Below are 16,267 nucleotides of genomic sequence, written 5' to 3' on the forward strand. Positions count from 1 at the left end.
TTATACTAAAAACCCAGTATCAGTATGCTGGGTTTTTTATTTTATATAAAAGTATAACCTATATTTTATATAATTTAATTCCTCCCAAATTGTTGAATATTAAATTTTTATTTTAATTCTGTATTCATTGTTTTACCTTGGCATCATGATTGCTTTATCCATAGTAACAATATAAACATCAAGAAATTGACACAAGCGAGATTGCTATGGATATCAAATCAAATTCCTTATTTGCACAAATGCAAAGCATGTCTTTAGAGGCAATGAACCATAATACGCAAGCCGTTTCATCTGACAATGCAATACCGTCAGTAAATAAGTCAGGTAGTGATTTTGGTAGTTTATTAAAAGATGCCGTTAATACCGTTAACGACCTTCAACAAACCGCAGGGGCCGAGCGCAAAGCCTTTGAATTAGGCGACTCTAATGTAACCCTTGCTCAAACCATGATATCTGCTTCTAAGGCAAGCGTTGCATTTGACGCTACCGTACAAGTACGTAACAAGTTTGTAGAAGCCTATAAAGAAATTATGAATATGCCTGTTTAGGTATGACTTTTTATTTGTATAACGTTACCAAATTCCCGGAGAAATTAAGTGTCTGATACAGCTGATAATACAGGTATGGTCGTAACTGACGACGGTTCAGACAGCATAGCTGAAGAACAAAAGTCAGGCTTCTCATCTGCCCTTGGTAATGTTGATGTGCTAAGGCAGTTAACGTTAATAATGGCACTCGCTATTTGTTTAGTGATAGCTATATTCGTGATCATGTGGGCAAACCAAGCAGAATATAGAGTGCTTACCAAACTGCCGACAGAACAACTGATCAAAACAATGGATTATCTTGATGCGAATAAAGTGGATTACCTTCAAGAAAACAACACGATTTCAGTACCTGCCGATGAATATCAAAATGTTAAAATGTTACTTGCTCGTGAAGGTTTAACTTATGAGAAAAAAGAAGGTAATGAACTTATCATGCAAGACATGGGGTTTGGTGTAAGCCAACGTCTTGAAAGCGAACGTCTTAAACACTCACGTGAACAACAACTGGCGCGAACTATTGAAGAGTTACAAACTATTTCAAGAGCTAAAGTTTTATTAGCTATTCCAAAAGATAATATTTTTGCAAAGCGCGTTAAGTCACCTTCTGCAACTGTGGTACTTACGTTACAAAAAGGTCGCCAATTATCTGAAGAAAAAGTTGATGCGGTTGTCGACATTGTTGCTTCAGCTGTACAGGGCATGTCACCTAATAAAGTGACGGTTACCGATCAAAATGGACGCCTATTAAATTCAGGCTCACAAAGCTCCCTTTCATCTCGTTCACGTAAAGAGTTTGAAATAGAACAAAAACGTGAATCAGAATACATGGAAAAAATTGATTCAATTCTTATTCCTGTTGTTGGTTTAGGTAACTACACAGCGCAAGTTGATGTAACAATGGACTTTACCAATACCGAAGAAACCCAGCGCCGTTATAACTCAGATTTACCTGCTTTACGTAGCGAAATGAAAGTTGAAGATAAAACCATAGGTGGCATGTTAGGTGGTATACCAGGTGCATTATCAAATCAACCGCCTTTAGATTCAGACATTCCTGAAAATGCTACGGGTGGTGAGCAAAAAAGAGCTATGCCAAGTCGTAATCATTTAGAATCAACTAAAAATTATGAATTAGATGAAGCTATAAGCCATACTAAACAACAAACAGGTGTTATTCGCCGTGTAAGTGTATCAGTCGCATTAGACTATTTAACAGAAACAGCTCCTGCTACTCCAACACCTGATGGTGAAGAAGCCAGTACAAGCGCACCAGCTGTATCTTATGTACCAAGATCTGAAGCTGAAATAGCTAATATTCGTCGTTTGCTACAAGGCAGTGTAGGTTTTGATTTACAACGAGGCGACGTATTAGAAGTTATTTCATTACCGTTTTCTCGAGAAGACGTTATAGTTGAAAAAGAAATACCTATCTACGAACAACCATGGTTCTTAAGTATGTTCAAGTTAGGTATGGGCGCATTAGTTATTATTGTTCTAATATTCTTTGTTGTACGTCCAATGGTTTCTCGTTTAATTAACCCTGAACAAAGACCTGATGATTACGGTGACAAATCACTTGATAGCCATATTGATTTAGGTGATGAAACCATGGATATGTTAACCACTGAATTTGATGCTGGCGCTGTAGGTTTTGCACCTGATGGAAGTTTACAATTACCCGACTTGCATCGAGATGAAGACATTTTAAAAGCTGTTCGGGCTCTAGTAGCAAATGAACCTGAATTATCCTCTCAAGTAGTTAAAAGTTGGTTAAGCGAAGATGAGTGATGAAAATCAAGAGCTAGCCCCTATGGTTGGCAGCCCAACAGGGTTCGACGTTGATAAATTAGACGGCACAGAAAAAGCAGCCATTTTGCTACTGAGTTTGTCTGAAGAAGATGCTGCGCAAATTTTAAAGCACTTAGAGCCTAAACAAGTTCAGCAAGTGGGTACAAGTATGGCGGCTATGCAAGACTTTACCCAGCAAAAAATCACGGCAGTGCACAAACTCTTTATTAACGAAATTCAAAACTTTAGTACCATAGGTTTCCAAAGTGAAGAATTTGTTCGTAAAGCTTTAACGGCTGCATTAGGTGAAGATAAAGCAGGCAATTTAATTGACCAAATTGTTATGGGCGGCGGAGCAAAAGGCTTAGATTCATTAAAATGGATGGACTCTAAACAAGTAGCCAACATTATTCGTAATGAGCATCCTCAAATTCAAACTATCGTACTCTCTTATTTAGAACCTGATCAATCAGCTGAAATTTTAAGTCAATTTGCTGACAAAGTTCGTTTAGACTTAACCATGCGTATTGCCAATTTAGAAGAAGTACAACCCGCAGCATTACAAGAATTAAACGAAATTATGGAAAAACAATTTGCCGGACAAGCAGGTGCACAATCGGCGAAAATGGGTGGTTTAAAAGCAGCTGCCGACATAATGAACTATTTAGATACCAATATCGAAGGCGCATTAATGGATGCAATTCGTGAACACGACGAAGAAATGAGTCAACAAATTCAAGATCTGATGTTTGTATTTGAAAACCTTGCCGATGTAGATGATAGAGGTATTCAAGCGATCCTACGTGATGTTCAGCAAGATGCCTTAATGAAAGCCATTAAAGGCGCTGATGATGCCCTTAAAGAAAAAATTATGGCTAACATGTCTAAACGTGCTGCTGAAATGATGGCAGATGACCTAGAAGCTATGGGACCAGTGCGCATTACAGAAGTCGAAGCAGCGCAAAAAGAAATTCTTGCCGTAGCGAGAAAACTGTCTGATGCAGGTGAAATAATGCTTGGTGGTGCTGGCGGCGGAGACGAGTTCTTATAATGAACCCAAAAATTGTAAAAGGTTCTTCTGAAATCGAGTCTGATCTTTGGTCTATTCCTAATGTTGAACAAGAACAAAAAATTGATGATGGAAAAACCAATGCTTTAGGAAAAAAAAGTAGCTGGAAATATGAGCCACCTGAAGAAACTGAAATTGAAGAACCCACACCACTAACCGCAGAAGACATTGAAGAAATACGTCAAGCGGCACACGAAGAAGGTTTTAATCAGGGCAAAGAAGAAGGTTTTGCCAAAGGTTATGACGAAGGGAAAAGCTCAGGTCATGAAGAAGGATTAAAATCAGGTCATGAAGAGGGGATAGAAACCGGGCTTAGCGAAGGTAAAGAAACCATTGATAACCTAGCGCAAGAATGGCAAACCCTAGTTCAACAACTCCATACACCGTTGGCCGGTGTTGAAAAAAATGTAGAAGAACAGCTATTACATTTAGTCGTACAACTTACCCAAGCCATTACCTTACAAGAAGCAAAAACTAATCCTGATATTATTACCGCAGCAATTGGTGAAGGGATCAAAATGCTCCCCAGTCAAGAAGCTCAAACACAAATATTAATACACCCTGACGATATCAAAATAGTCGAAGAACAATTTGGCCAAGACTATATTGTTGAGCAAGGTTGGAAATTACTCGCAGCACCTCAGTTAGAAAGAGGAAGCTGCCAAATAGAAAACAGCACATCTAATATCGACTTAACAATTAAGTCTCGAATGAAAGATGTATTGGAATCATTTTTGCAAGATGCACTACACCAGTAAGTAAAAGGTCGTAACGTCAAAAAACTATTATGCTTGACTATAACCGCATCACCGACAGACTTAAAAATTGCCAAACCATGATCCATCCTCACAAAACATCAGTGGCGGGGCGGTTAGTGCGTGTTGTGGGTTTAACCTTAGAAGCCGTTGGCGTTAAAGCCCCTGTAGGTAGCCAATGTTTAGTTGAAACATCACAAGGCGATCTTATTGCAGAAGTGGTGGGTTTCGAGCAAGAAAAAACCTATCTCATGCCAGAAGAAAGCCTACAAGGTGTTTTACCTGGCGCACGAGTTGTACCGTTATCAACAAAAGCTAAACTCCCTTTTTCAATGGAACTACTCGGGCGTGTTATTGACGGTGTAGGCAAACCTATTGATGGCAAAGGGCCCATTAAAAATCTCGATACTTATCAATACAGCGGCAAACCTATTAATCCACTATCTCGACGAGCAATTACTGAACCGTTAGATGTTGGTGTTCGATCTATCAATAGTTTTTTAACCGTTGGTACTGGTCAACGTATGGGGCTTTTTGCGGGGTCAGGTGTAGGTAAAAGTGTTCTATTAGGTATGATGACCAAAGGTACCACTGCAGATGTTATCGTTGTGGGGCTTATTGGTGAACGTGGTCGCGAAGTAAAAGAATTTATTGAAGAAATACTCGGTGAAGAAGGGCGAAAACGAGCTGTTGTTGTAGCCGCTCCAGCCGATAATTCACCATTAATGCGACTAAAAGGTTGTGAAACGGCCGTACAAATTAGTGAGTATTTTCGTGATCAAGGATTGAATGTTTTATTACTGATTGACTCTATTACTCGTTATGCTCAAGCCCAGCGTGAAATAGCACTAGCTGTTGGTGAACCACCGGCAACTAAAGGCTATCCGCCTTCAGTATTTTCTAAACTACCACAACTGGTTGAACGAGCAGGTAATGGTGGTGAAGGACAAGGTTCAATTACTGCATTCTTTACTGTATTAACAGAAGGTGATGACTTACAAGACCCTATTGCTGATGCGTCTCGGGCAATACTTGATGGGCACATTGTGCTATCACGCGACTTAGCCGATTCAGGGCATTACCCCGCGGTAGATATTGAAGCTTCAATTAGTCGTGTTATGCCTATGGTAACTGGGCCAGAGCACCAGCAACTTGCCCAACAATTAAAACAAGTTTATTCCTTGTATCAACAAAACAAAGATCTTATTTCTATTGGTGCCTACAGTAAAGGCAGCGATCCGCGTATTGATCAATCTATTACCTTACTGCCTGTTATTAATTTCTTTTTACAGCAAAAAATATCTGAAGTTATTCCATACGAACAAAGTTTAAGTCAGTTACAAGAAATTATCTCTGCGGCCCAAGCTCATGCACAACAAGGCCAATAACTTATGCGTAATTATAATGTTATTACGAGGCGCTATTTATTAAAGGAGGTTTTCTATGCCAATGAAGCAACTAAACACCTTATATAAATACGAGCAAACTAACGAAAACACCGCAGCTAAAAATTTAAGAGAAGCTGAGTTTGAATACCAACAAAATTTACAACGTTTAGATAGCGTAAGTGAATATCGACTCGAGTATATGAAGCGACTTAATCAGCGTTCGCTTGAGGGGATTGATAGTTATACCTTTAGTCACTTTCATGCTTTTATAAAAAAACTAGATAATGCCTCAGAACAAGTTCAAATAGCGTTAAATCAAGCTCAAGCCATGGTAAAAAAGCGAAAGCAAGAATGGTTAGCACAAAGACAAAAAGTACAAGCCGTTGAGTTATTAAGAGATAAAAAATTAAAAGCACTGGCCTTAATTGACAACAAACGAGAACAAAAAATGTTTGATGAAATAGCCACCCAGCAATTTGTTAGACGAAAAAGGTAATAATTTATACCAGTATGGAACATGTTTTGCTTTAATTTTAAAGTAGCTCCTTTTATACCTACTAAATAAAAGGTAATGGAAGCCCATTTTTTTCAGGAAAATTTATGTCTAATATGACTTTGTTAACACTAGAATCAACTCAACCCATTGATACAAAAGCATTAAGTGGTGGCTTTGACGATTCAAGTAAAGAAAGTTCTTTATTGTTTTCTGATGTAATGGAAAAACATAAAGGGCAAGCTCAAAGCGGCAACAGTGTTACAACAAACGGCAAAAAAGAGCAGCAGTTATATGCTAATGAAAATATTCATAAAGAAAATGAACTTAATGAGTACGAAAACCAAAATCAAACAGAAGAATTAGAAACACAAAACAATAATCATGCAGATGCTGAATTAAGCACTAAAACAAATAATGAAGCACAAGATACAACTCTTTCAGAAGCGGATGCCGCAGAGTCGATTGATCCTAAAAGTATACCTTCAACTAAAGAGCAAACAACTAACCAGCCAGAGCAATTATTATCTTTTTTAAATGCTTCTGAAAAAGTATTGGTAACTTCAAATAATACAGTAGCGTCTAGTAGTGAAAAAAATGCAGGTGAAGAAGCGTCTAAAATTGTAGAGACCAATAAAGCTGTAAATAGTGCGAATACGTTTAATAAAGTTGTAGGAGATTCATCTGAAACTTTAATTGAGAAAGAAAGCGCAGGCGCACTAAAAACAGATAAAACACTGATCGCACAATCAGTATCTAATCAAATCGATACCGAAGACTCAGACATTTTACAAAAAGTGAAGGCGTTACTTCAGTCTAAAGAAACAGAAAGCACGAACACATCGGTTAAAAATATCGTTGAAACACCAGTTAAAAATAATGCTGATAAGAGCACAGCTAAAGTATTAAGTAATGATAGTGCGGAAGCTACTGATGATGAAATGCTCATTAAAGCAGGTGCGGTTGCAACACAGCCTCAAGGTATACCTACAACGTTAGATGCTAAAAAAACAAACAGAAAACTTGAGAACATACCCGATAATAAAACGGGGACTGTAAATCATATAACAAATACAAAAAGTGAAGCATTAGAAGAGGTGATCGAACAATCTACCGACATACTTTCTGATACTGAAAAAACAAGTATAAAAACAGAGCAAGTTATTGCTCAATCAAATGCCCAATCAAAATTTCAAACACTATCTAAAGACGTCAGTAAAATCGATCAGAGCGTAAATGAAAGTAAAAATATTAACGCCACAGGGGAGTTATCAGAAGAAGCTATTGATAACGAATCATTTGATGAAAGTATTACCCGTAAATTAAACAATGTAACGAACGAAAAACACAATGATGTTAAAAATATTATTGGTGAAAAAAATCAGATCGAGCAAAACAAAAGTATAGCTCAGTCGCCTGTTGCAACAAAAGAGTTTGAGTCAAAAGCTGAAACTGCAGCTGAAAGTACAGAAGAGAGTGTTGATATTGTTATCGAAGAAATAATGCATAACGAAGCAAAAACACTTAATAGTCATGCTAAATTAAACCAAGGTGTTAATCCTTTATTTGATACGTTGTCTCAAAGGGATGTTAAGCATCTTACACAGGGCGAAGAAAGATTTATCGAGCATGAGCTTTCATTTGAAAATACAATGCAAAACATTTCAGCAGATTTAGCCCAAACACAAAAAAGTGCGGTTATTCAACAAATAGAAACCATTTCTATTATGCGTAAAGACTTTACCGATGCTGTAAAAGAAAAAGTTATGGTGATGATTAACCAAAAAATACAGCAAGTTGATATTCAGTTAGATCCTCCTGAATTAGGTCGAATGCAAGTTCGTATCAACTTACAAAACGAACAAGCTGTGGTTAATTTTGTAGTACAAAACCAACAAGCAAAAGAAGCTCTTGAGCAAAATATGGATAAGCTTAAGCATATGATGTCAGAAAGTGGGGTTGATGTTGGCGGGGCCAATGTAAAACAACAATCGAATCAATCATCAGCACAAGAGCAAAATAATCAAGGATCAAATGGACAATTTGAACAGCACGAAGATGGCGCTACAGAACAATCTATAACGGCACAGCAATCAAAAGTGATTAAAGCTTCATCAACAGGCGTTGATTACTATGCTTAAATTAATAAAACACATTGGCTAGGTTGCCATTCAAGGCTATAGTTATACCCAATTGATTATTCGAATATATATACCCTTTATTATTCAAGCAAATATGCATCTTGATTGGTAACGGGTATAAGCTTAAGGAATCGAAATGGCTGACGGTAAAGAAGAAGAGTTAGAACTAGATAATGCCGGTGGTGGCAAAAAGAAAATGATCATCATTATTGCCGCCGTTGTAATTTTAATTGCAGGCGGTGCAGGGGCTTTTTTCTTTATGAGTGGAGGCGACGAACCTACCGCTGCAGAGGTTGAAGCTGCATTAGACAGCGGTGAGAGTGGAAACAGTATGCCTGAAGCCTCTTCTGCAACGGCAGAAATAGGAACCGCAATTTATGTTCCTATGCCCAGGCCTTTTAGATTTAATGTACCTGGTGCAGCACGTGATAGATTTGTTGAAATAAGAGCGCAGCTATTAGTTCGCGGTGGTGATGATGAAGAAACAGCAAAGAAACACATCCCTTTAATTGAAAGCACTTTATTAGCGGTATTTTCTCAATCAAACGCTGATGATTTAGCTACCAGCGCAGGCAAAGTGTCATTAAAGCAAAAAACCTTATCTGAAATTCAAAAAGTATTAATGGATATTGAAGGTAATAAAATTGTAGAAGAAGTTTTATTTACGGGTTTTGTAATGCAGTAATTTTACATCTCGCTATAATGCGGCTGATAAAAGTAAATAACAATAACCATAACAACTATAAAGAGACTATCGAGTGAGTGATTTATTATCGCAAGATGAAATTGATGCGCTATTACATGGTGTTGATGACGTTGAAGAAGAGGAATTAGTAGAAGACAGTGCCAATGCAGATGGCATGTCCGACTACGACTTTTCATCACAAGATAGAATTGTGCGTGGGCGTATGCCTACCCTTGAAATGGTTAACGAACGTTTTGCCCGTCATATGCGCATTAGCCTATTTAATATGATGCGCCGAACAGCTGAAGTTTCTATTAACGGCATTCAAATGATCAAATTTGGTGAGTATGTTCACACTTTATTTGTACCTACAAGTTTGAATATGGTTCGATTTCGTCCATTAAAAGGTACGGCATTGATCACCATGGAAGCTCGCTTAGTTTTCATTTTAGTTGATAATTTTTTTGGTGGCGATGGTCGTTATCATGCCAAAATTGAAGGGCGAGAGTTTACCCCAACAGAACGTCGTATTATCCAAATGTTACTTAAATTAATCTTCGAAGATTATAAAGAAGCTTGGTCACCTGTTATGGATGTTTCATTTGAATATTTAGATTCAGAAGTCAATCCATCAATGGCAAACATTGTTAGCCCAACCGAAGTGGTTGTTATTAGTTCCTTCCATATTGAACTTGATGGTGGTGGTGGCGATTTTCACGTCGCTTTACCTTATTCAATGTTAGAGCCTATTCGAGAGCTTTTAGATGCTGGTGTGCAAAGTGATAAAGAAGACACTGATATGCGTTGGTCTAAAGCATTGCGTGATGAAATTATGGATGTTCCAATTGGTATATCAACAAAATTCATAGAAGTAGAATTACCTTTATCACAAATAATGGAGCTTGAAGCTGGCGATATTATTCCTATCGATATGCCTGAGCATGTAACCGTATTAGTAGAAAACTTACCAAGTTTTAGGGCTAAATTAGGTCGTAGTCGCGACAACTTAGCGCTGAAAATAGAAGAAAAAATTAAACGTCCAGAATCAGTTAAAAACGAACTAACCATATTAACTAAAGGTGGTAAACGTTTAGACAGTGATGCGGAACTTCATCTTTTGGAAGATGATTTAGAATATTAGCTATACACATAAATGAATACCAATGTGTTGTAGATAAATAGAATTAAATAAAAATATGATAGAGGTCAACAGCGATGAGCGATGACAACGAAGATTTAGGCATGTGGGACGAAGCAATGGAAGAGCAGGCAGAAGCAGAAGCGGCTGATGCGAAACCCGTTGAATTAGATGAATTAGAAGCTGATGCTCCAATAACCGGAGATGAAAAGCGTAAGCTCGATGCTATTTTAGATATTCCTGTCACGATTTCTATGGAAGTAGGTCGTAGTAATATTAGTATCCGTAACTTATTACAATTAAACCAAGGTTCTGTAGTTGAGCTTGACCGAGTCGCGGGTGAAGCACTTGATGTGATGGTAAATGGAACCTTAATTGCTCATGGTGAAGTGGTCGTCGTTAATGACAAATTTGGTATTCGTTTAACCGATGTTATTAGTCAAATAGAGCGGATTAAAAAACTTAAATAATGGATCATTAATGCAAGTACTTTGTTTTTTTGTTGGCGTATTTTTTACTTTTACCAGCTTTGCTGAAGAAAAAACCGTACAAGTAGGTAAACATGTTACGGCGAGTACCGATCCGGTTACTATGATCTTGTCGTTATTTCTTGTTTTATTAGTTGTTATTGCAAGTGCTTACCTTTTAAAGAAATTTCAAATTACTGCTCAAGGGAGTAATCAGGGATTAAAAGTTGTTACAAGTTTGCATTTAGGCACAAAAGAACGTGTAGTTGTAGTGCAAGTAGCAGATAAACAATTAGTGTTAGGTGTTACTGCAAATCAAATTACACTTTTAGATACGTTAGATAAGCCGCTAGAAACAGGTAAAAGTGCAACTGAATTTTTTGATAAATCCGTTGTTAGTCTGTTAAAAAAAAGCATCAAAAAAAATGATTAAACCTATGGTAAGTAACGTGATAAAAAACGTCGTAAATGAAGTGCCAACAGCAATAATAAGTACTGTAAAGCAGCGCTTGCCTATTTTAGTATTTGTTCTTTTATCAATGTTTGCTTTTAGTGGTGTTAGTTATGCTGAAGACTTAAGTATGTCAGCGTTAAAACTCACCACTAACCCTGACGGTTCACAAGAATATTCAGTAACGCTTCAAATCCTCATTTTTATGACTGCCCTAAGCTTTATACCAGCGGCAGTTATTATGATGACTTCTTTCACACGAATTCTGGTTGTTATGGCGATATTGCGTCAAGCGATTGGGTTACAGCAAACACCGTCTAATCAAGTGGTTGTTGGTTTAACCTTGTTTATGACGTTATTTATTATGACCCCTGTATACAATGAAATTAACGCACGAGCTATTCAACCTTACTTGCAAGATCAACTTACCTCCGTTGAAGCCATAGACAGGGCCAAAGTACCTTTAAGAGCTTTTATGCTTGAGCAAACACGTATAAAAGATCTAGACACATTAGCAAGTATGGCGGGCATTGAACAAGTCGGTGAACCCACAGATTTACCTATGACGGTTATCGTGCCTGCATTTGTTATCAGCGAATTAAAAACAGCCTTTCAAATAGGTTTTATGTTGTTTATTCCTTTTTTAATCATCGATTTAGTGGTGGCCAGTATATTAATGGCAATGGGGATGATGATGTTATCTCCCATGATCGTTTCTTTACCTTTTAAATTGATGCTCTTTGTATTAGTAGATGGTTGGAATTTAGTGATTGGTACTATTGCCACCAGCTATGGGATGGGAGCCGGCTAATGAATCCAGAGGTCTTTGTAGACATCCTCAGCGATGCTTTATTTCTGGTTATTATATTAGTAAGTGCGGTTATTATTCCTAGTTTACTTATAGGTTTAGTGGTTGCGGTATTCCAAGCGGCAACTTCAATTAACGAACAAACATTAAGTTTTTTACCTCGCCTGATTGTTACTTTGCTTGCTTTGATTTTTGGTGGGCACTGGTTGGTACGACAACTCATGGATTTTACTATTCGATTAATAGGTAGTATTCCCAGTGTTGTTAGCTAATGGCGTGTTCAGCTAATGGAATATACCGACGCGGTAATTAACCAATTTATTGCTGACTTTATTCTGCCTTTTACGCGTATTTCAGCATTAATTATGAGTATGATTGGTTTTGGTTCTAAAACCATTCCTTCATCAATCAAATTAGGTTTATGTGTTGTGGTTACTGTTGCGGTAATGCCGGCAATTCCTCCGTCACAAGTTGATAATATTTTTTCTCTTGCAACCGCTTTATTAATAGCGAAACAAATCATTATTGGCATTATGCTAGGGTTTGTAACGACCCTTGTGATTAATACGTTTATTTTAGCGGGACAAATTATAGCCATGCAAACGGGTTTAGGTTTTGCGTCTCTAGTGGATCCCGCCAGTGGTATGAACGTACCTGCTGTTGGTCAATTTTTTCTTATATTATCTTCTCTATTGTTTTGGGTTATGGATGGGCATTTAGCTTATTTGCAGTTTGTTGTTACAAGTTTTGATACCTTACCTATCGGTTCTAACGATTTTGATAGTACAAAGTTTAGGGAGTTGGTTGAATGGGGAGGTTGGATGTTTGCTACAGCATTATCTTTATCTATTGCGCCTTTAACCGCTATGTTACTTATTAACTTTTCTTTTGGTGTTATGACTCGGGCCGCTCCCCAATTAAATATTTTCTCTATTGGTTTTCCTATTACCATGTGTGCAGGACTACTTATAATGTGGCTAACCATGGGGAATTTTTTCACACACTTTCAAATACAATGGCAAAGAGCGCTTGAGTTCTCTTGTTATTTAATTGACTGTAAGGCTGCATAATGGCTGAGTCTGATAGTGGTGAAAAAACCGAAGAACCCACGGCCAAAAAGCTTTCTGAAGCGAGAAAAAAAGGGCAAATAGCTCGATCCAAAGATCTAGGTACAATGTTTGTCTTGGTAGGAAGCGCTGTAGCAATAATGATGGTTGGCAGCTCTTTAGTGGAGTCGCTTTCACACATTATGACTCGGTTCTTCAGTTTATCCCGCAAAGAATCTTTAGATATTCACGCCTTATTTAATGTTGCTCAAGGTACAGTATCCGACATTATTGCTCCACTTTTATGGATTTTCTTCATTATCATGTTAGCTGCTTTTATCGGTAATACGATGTTAGGTGGTATAAGCTTTTCGGCAGAGGCTATGGCACCTAAGTTAAGTAAAATGTCACCTATTGCTGGCTTTAAAAGAATGTTTGGCGTTAAAGCTTTAGTTGAACTGATCAAATCATTACTCAAATTCTTTGTTGTGTTTATTGTTGCTTTTCTTTTATTAACTAGCCTATTCGATCAAATATTAGGCTTAAGTTTAGAAGCTATTCCTATAAACTTTGAGCATGCGACAGACATGCTGCTGTGGATGTTTTTAGCGTTAGCTTTATCTATCGGTATTATTGCTGCTATCGATGCCCCTTATCAAACATGGGAACATAATCGACAGCTAAAAATGACCAAACAAGAAATAAAAGACGAATTTAAAAATTCAGAAGGTAGCCCCGAAATTAAAGGGCGTATCAGGCGTGTGCAATACGAAATGTCGCAACGACGAATGATGCAAGATGTGCCTGATTCAGATGTGGTTATTACTAACCCAACGCATTACTCTATTGCATTAAAATACGATGGTTCTTCAGGTGGTGCTCCTCAGTTAGTGGCAAAAGGAATAGATGAAATGGCTATTCATATTCGCACTATAGCTAAAGAACATCAGGTAGAAATTATTCAATCACCAGCTCTTGCACGTTCTCTTTATTATACTGCTGAAGTCAATGAAGATATCCCTGAAGAATTGTTTGCAGCTGTCGCTCAAGTACTCGCCTTTGTTTATCAGTTAAATGAACATAAAAAAGGTAAAAGCAAAAGGCCTACTGCATTAGCTAAAAATTTACCTATCCCTGATGAGTTTAAATATTAATTTAACCCCAATGCGGGTTAATGAATGTTAGTGAATTAATTAAAGTCCTTATTTGTCAGTCGCTTAATGTTTGTCATTGTTTTCTTGAGTTTGTTGAGTAACTTTGCTTATCCCGAGTTGAGGTTAATTTACGCCTTACCATTCTATATTGGTCTAGATATTGCTGAGACATTAGTATGTGTCAATTAATTAGCAGCCTTTAGATGCAATTTTCATCAGCAATAACTCAAGCAAAACAACTTCGATTTAGTCAATTAAAAGGTATTGGTACGCCGTTTTTAGTCATGGCGGCGTTAGGTATGGTTATTTTACCCATGCCAGCTATTTTATTAGATGTGCTTTTTTCTTTTAATATCGCGTTATCCCTTATTGTGTTGCTCATTACGGTTTATACCTTAAAGCCATTAGAATTTGGCTCTTTCCCAGCAGTACTACTTATTGCAACTATTTTAAGATTGGCTTTAAATGTTGCCAGTACGCGTATTGTTTTACTTGAAGGTCATGAAGGACCCGATGCCGCAGGTAAAGTTATAGAAGCGTTCGGTTCTGTTGTTATTGGTGGTAATTATGCTGTTGGTTTAGTGGTATTTTTAATTCTTATTATTATCAACTTTATGGTTGTTACAAAAGGTGCTGGACGTATTTCAGAGGTAACAGCTCGATTTACCCTTGACGCGATGCCCGGAAAACAAATGGCGATTGATGCTGATTTGAACGCCGGTTTTATAACAGCCGAACAAGCAAGAGAGCGCCGTGTTGAAGTAACAAGTGAAGCTGATTTTTATGGTTCAATGGATGGTGCTAGTAAATTTGTAAAAGGTGATGCAATAGCCGGTATTCTCATATTATTGATCAATATTATTGGTGGCTTAGTTATTGGTATGGTTCAGCACGACCTATCTTTTGATAGTGCTGTTGAAATTTATACCCTATTAACCATTGGAGATGGCTTAGTTGCACAAATACCAGGGTTATTATTATCGGTAGGCACCGCAATTGTTGTTACTAGACAAAACACCTCCCAAGACATGGGAGAACAAGTTAGCTCACAACTCGGACAAGAAAAATCACTTTATATTGCTGGCGGCGTTATGTTTATTATGGGCGTCATTCCTGGAATGCCTCATTTAGCTTTTTTAACTTTTGCTGTAATTATTCTCGCGGGAGCATTTTTTGGGGCTAAGTTGAAAAAGAAAAATGCAGCTGACGTCATTGAAAAAGAAAAAGCAGCCGAAATTGAAAGCCAACAAATAGAGTCTGAAGTTAAAGATTTAGGCTGGGATGACGTTAATCACGTTGATATTATTGGTTTAGAAATAGGATATCGTTTAATACCACTCGTTGATAAAGCCCAAGGTGGTGAATTATTAAATCGAATTAAAGGGGTGCGCAAAAAGTTATCTCAAGAATTTGGTTTTTTAGTGCCTGCTGTTCATATACGCGATAATTTAGATTTAGACCCTAACACTTATCAAATTTCATTAATGGGTGTAACGGTTGGCGAAGCAGAAATAAGACACGATCACGAGCTTGCGATTAACCCAGGGCAAGTATTTGGTAACTTAGAAGGCACACCGACTAAAGATCCAGCTTTTGGCTTAGATGCTGTTTGGATAAACCAATCGCAAAGAGAATATGCACAGTCTTTAGGTTATACCGTTGTTGATTGTGCAACCGTACTCGCAACCCACTTAAGTCAAATTTTAACTAATAATGCTTCACAGTTACTAGGGCATGAAGAAGTTCAAAACTTGCTTGATATACTAGCTAAGTCATACCCTAAATTGGTTGAAGGATTTATTCCTGACACATTAACGCTTGGTTGTTTGGTTAAAGTACTACAAAACTTAATGAATGAAGGCGTGCCAGTAAGAGATATGCGCAGCATTGTTCAAACACTTGTAGAGTACGGACCTAGAAGCCAAGACCCTGAAGTACTAACGGCTGCAGTTAGGATCACACTGCGTAAGTTTATCGTACAAGAGCTTGTAGGGCCAGCCAATGAAGTTCCCGTCATAACATTGTCACCAGAGTTGGAACAGATGTTGCATCAGTCTATGCAGATGGCTGGAGATGATGGTGCTGGAATTGAGCCCGGTTTAGCTGAGCGTTTACAAACTTCGTTAAGCGAAGGAGCCCAGCAACAAGAAATGGCGGGTGATACGCCTGTTTTACTTACATCCGGTATATTAAGAACTGTGTTAGCTAAGTTTGTTAAATATACAATTCCAGGATTAAGAGTTATTTCTTATCAAGAAATACCAGACGATAAACAAATAAAGATCATAAGCGCGATAGGCAATACATAGCATTATTCGCTCGCGATAGTAGATAAA

General features: G+C 37.7%; 16 protein-coding genes. All 16 read left to right on the forward strand.

The genetic code is table 11. From position 1 onward, the window contains the following. The first annotated feature begins 206 nt into the window (after positions 1-206). The 16 genes from fliE (at position 207) to flhA (ending at position 16,240) form a co-directional block, all read left to right on the forward strand. Complete coding sequence (gene fliE / locus B0X80_RS08030) at positions 207-548, forward strand: flagellar hook-basal body complex protein FliE (RefSeq protein ID WP_077339330.1); 342 nt, start codon at positions 207-209, stop codon at positions 546-548. A gap of 75 nt (positions 549-623) precedes the next feature. Continuing rightward, positions 624-2,336: a flagellar basal-body MS-ring/collar protein FliF gene (fliF, locus tag B0X80_RS08035; protein WP_077339588.1), complete on the forward strand. Its 1,713-nt coding sequence runs from the start codon at positions 624-626 to the stop codon at positions 2,334-2,336. Then, positions 2,329-3,387 (forward strand): flagellar motor switch protein FliG, encoded by a 1,059-nt coding sequence (fliG, locus tag B0X80_RS08040; protein WP_076416955.1) that lies wholly within the window; start codon positions 2,329-2,331, stop codon positions 3,385-3,387. Before fliF ends, fliG begins: the two co-directional genes overlap by 8 nt. After that, complete coding sequence (gene fliH, locus B0X80_RS08045; RefSeq protein ID WP_077339332.1) at positions 3,387-4,163, forward strand: flagellar assembly protein FliH; 777 nt, start codon at positions 3,387-3,389, stop codon at positions 4,161-4,163. The genes fliG and fliH overlap by 1 nt, the downstream gene beginning before the upstream one ends. Positions 4,164-4,192: 29 nt before the next feature. Then, positions 4,193-5,548 carry a flagellar protein export ATPase FliI gene (gene fliI, locus B0X80_RS08050; protein WP_077339334.1) on the forward strand — a complete coding sequence of 452 codons (1,356 nt, stop codon included), beginning with the start codon at positions 4,193-4,195 and terminating at the stop codon, positions 5,546-5,548. A gap of 55 nt (positions 5,549-5,603) precedes the next feature. Further along, entirely contained in the window at positions 5,604-6,044 is a 441-nt protein-coding gene (gene fliJ, locus B0X80_RS08055) for a flagellar export protein FliJ (RefSeq protein ID WP_077339336.1), read from the forward strand. Between the two features lie 104 nt (positions 6,045-6,148). After that, positions 6,149-8,182, forward strand: a complete 2,034-nt coding sequence (locus B0X80_RS08060) for a flagellar hook-length control protein FliK (RefSeq protein WP_077339338.1) — start codon at positions 6,149-6,151, stop codon at positions 8,180-8,182. A 136-nt stretch (positions 8,183-8,318) separates the two neighbouring features. Then, positions 8,319-8,867 (forward strand): flagellar basal body-associated protein FliL, encoded by a 549-nt coding sequence (gene fliL / locus B0X80_RS08065; protein WP_077339340.1) that lies wholly within the window; start codon positions 8,319-8,321, stop codon positions 8,865-8,867. A 73-nt stretch (positions 8,868-8,940) separates the two neighbouring features. Next, positions 8,941-10,008 (forward strand): flagellar motor switch protein FliM, encoded by a 1,068-nt coding sequence (gene fliM / locus B0X80_RS08070; protein WP_077339342.1) that lies wholly within the window; start codon positions 8,941-8,943, stop codon positions 10,006-10,008. Between the two features lie 74 nt (positions 10,009-10,082). Beyond that, positions 10,083-10,475, forward strand: a complete 393-nt coding sequence (fliN, locus tag B0X80_RS08075; protein WP_076416948.1) for a flagellar motor switch protein FliN — start codon at positions 10,083-10,085, stop codon at positions 10,473-10,475. Between the two features lie 10 nt (positions 10,476-10,485). Continuing rightward, positions 10,486-10,905: a flagellar biosynthetic protein FliO gene (gene fliO, locus B0X80_RS08080; RefSeq protein WP_077339344.1), complete on the forward strand. Its 420-nt coding sequence runs from the start codon at positions 10,486-10,488 to the stop codon at positions 10,903-10,905. A gap of 106 nt (positions 10,906-11,011) precedes the next feature. Further along, positions 11,012-11,734 (forward strand): flagellar type III secretion system pore protein FliP, encoded by a 723-nt coding sequence (fliP, locus tag B0X80_RS08085; protein WP_089024856.1) that lies wholly within the window; start codon positions 11,012-11,014, stop codon positions 11,732-11,734. Continuing rightward, a complete protein-coding gene (gene fliQ, locus B0X80_RS08090; RefSeq protein ID WP_076416947.1) occupies positions 11,734-12,003 on the forward strand; it encodes a flagellar biosynthesis protein FliQ in 270 nt (89 codons plus the stop codon). Before fliP ends, fliQ begins: the two co-directional genes overlap by 1 nt. A 15-nt stretch (positions 12,004-12,018) precedes the next feature. Next, entirely contained in the window at positions 12,019-12,801 is a 783-nt protein-coding gene (gene fliR / locus B0X80_RS08095; protein WP_077339346.1) for a flagellar biosynthetic protein FliR, read from the forward strand. Then, positions 12,801-13,931: a flagellar biosynthesis protein FlhB gene (flhB, locus tag B0X80_RS08100; RefSeq protein ID WP_077339348.1), complete on the forward strand. Its 1,131-nt coding sequence runs from the start codon at positions 12,801-12,803 to the stop codon at positions 13,929-13,931. Before fliR ends, flhB begins: the two co-directional genes overlap by 1 nt. A gap of 203 nt (positions 13,932-14,134) precedes the next feature. After that, positions 14,135-16,240: a flagellar biosynthesis protein FlhA gene (flhA, locus tag B0X80_RS08105; RefSeq protein WP_077339350.1), complete on the forward strand. Its 2,106-nt coding sequence runs from the start codon at positions 14,135-14,137 to the stop codon at positions 16,238-16,240. Positions 16,241-16,267: the final 27 nt, after the last annotated feature.

It is taken from the genome of Pseudocolwellia agarivorans (assembly GCF_002000085.1).
In the GTDB taxonomy this organism is placed as follows: domain Bacteria; phylum Pseudomonadota; class Gammaproteobacteria; order Enterobacterales; family Alteromonadaceae; genus Pseudocolwellia; species Pseudocolwellia agarivorans.

Bases quoted from the DNA above. Each gene is read 5' to 3' on its own strand.
- fliO (WP_077339344.1), top strand. From the start codon at position 10,486: ATGCAAGTACTTTGTTTTTTTGTTGGCGTATTTTTTACTTTTACCAGC.
- flhB (WP_077339348.1), top strand. From the start codon at position 12,801: ATGGCTGAGTCTGATAGTGGTGAAAAAACCGAAGAACCCACGGCCAAA.
- fliQ (WP_076416947.1), top strand. From the start codon at position 11,734: ATGAATCCAGAGGTCTTTGTAGACATCCTCAGCGATGCTTTATTTCTG.
- fliE (WP_077339330.1), top strand. From the start codon at position 207: ATGGATATCAAATCAAATTCCTTATTTGCACAAATGCAAAGCATGTCT.
- fliG (WP_076416955.1), top strand. From the start codon at position 2,329: ATGAGTGATGAAAATCAAGAGCTAGCCCCTATGGTTGGCAGCCCAACA.
- fliN (WP_076416948.1), top strand. From the start codon at position 10,083: ATGAGCGATGACAACGAAGATTTAGGCATGTGGGACGAAGCAATGGAA.
- fliI (WP_077339334.1), top strand. From the start codon at position 4,193: ATGCTTGACTATAACCGCATCACCGACAGACTTAAAAATTGCCAAACC.
- flhA (WP_077339350.1), top strand. From the start codon at position 14,135: ATGCAATTTTCATCAGCAATAACTCAAGCAAAACAACTTCGATTTAGT.
- fliL (WP_077339340.1), top strand. From the start codon at position 8,319: ATGGCTGACGGTAAAGAAGAAGAGTTAGAACTAGATAATGCCGGTGGT.
- fliR (WP_077339346.1), top strand. From the start codon at position 12,019: ATGGAATATACCGACGCGGTAATTAACCAATTTATTGCTGACTTTATT.
- fliH (WP_077339332.1), top strand. From the start codon at position 3,387: ATGAACCCAAAAATTGTAAAAGGTTCTTCTGAAATCGAGTCTGATCTT.
- B0X80_RS08060 (WP_077339338.1), top strand. From the start codon at position 6,149: ATGTCTAATATGACTTTGTTAACACTAGAATCAACTCAACCCATTGAT.
- fliJ (WP_077339336.1), top strand. From the start codon at position 5,604: ATGCCAATGAAGCAACTAAACACCTTATATAAATACGAGCAAACTAAC.
- fliF (WP_077339588.1), top strand. From the start codon at position 624: ATGGTCGTAACTGACGACGGTTCAGACAGCATAGCTGAAGAACAAAAG.
- fliP (WP_089024856.1), top strand. From the start codon at position 11,012: ATGTTTGCTTTTAGTGGTGTTAGTTATGCTGAAGACTTAAGTATGTCA.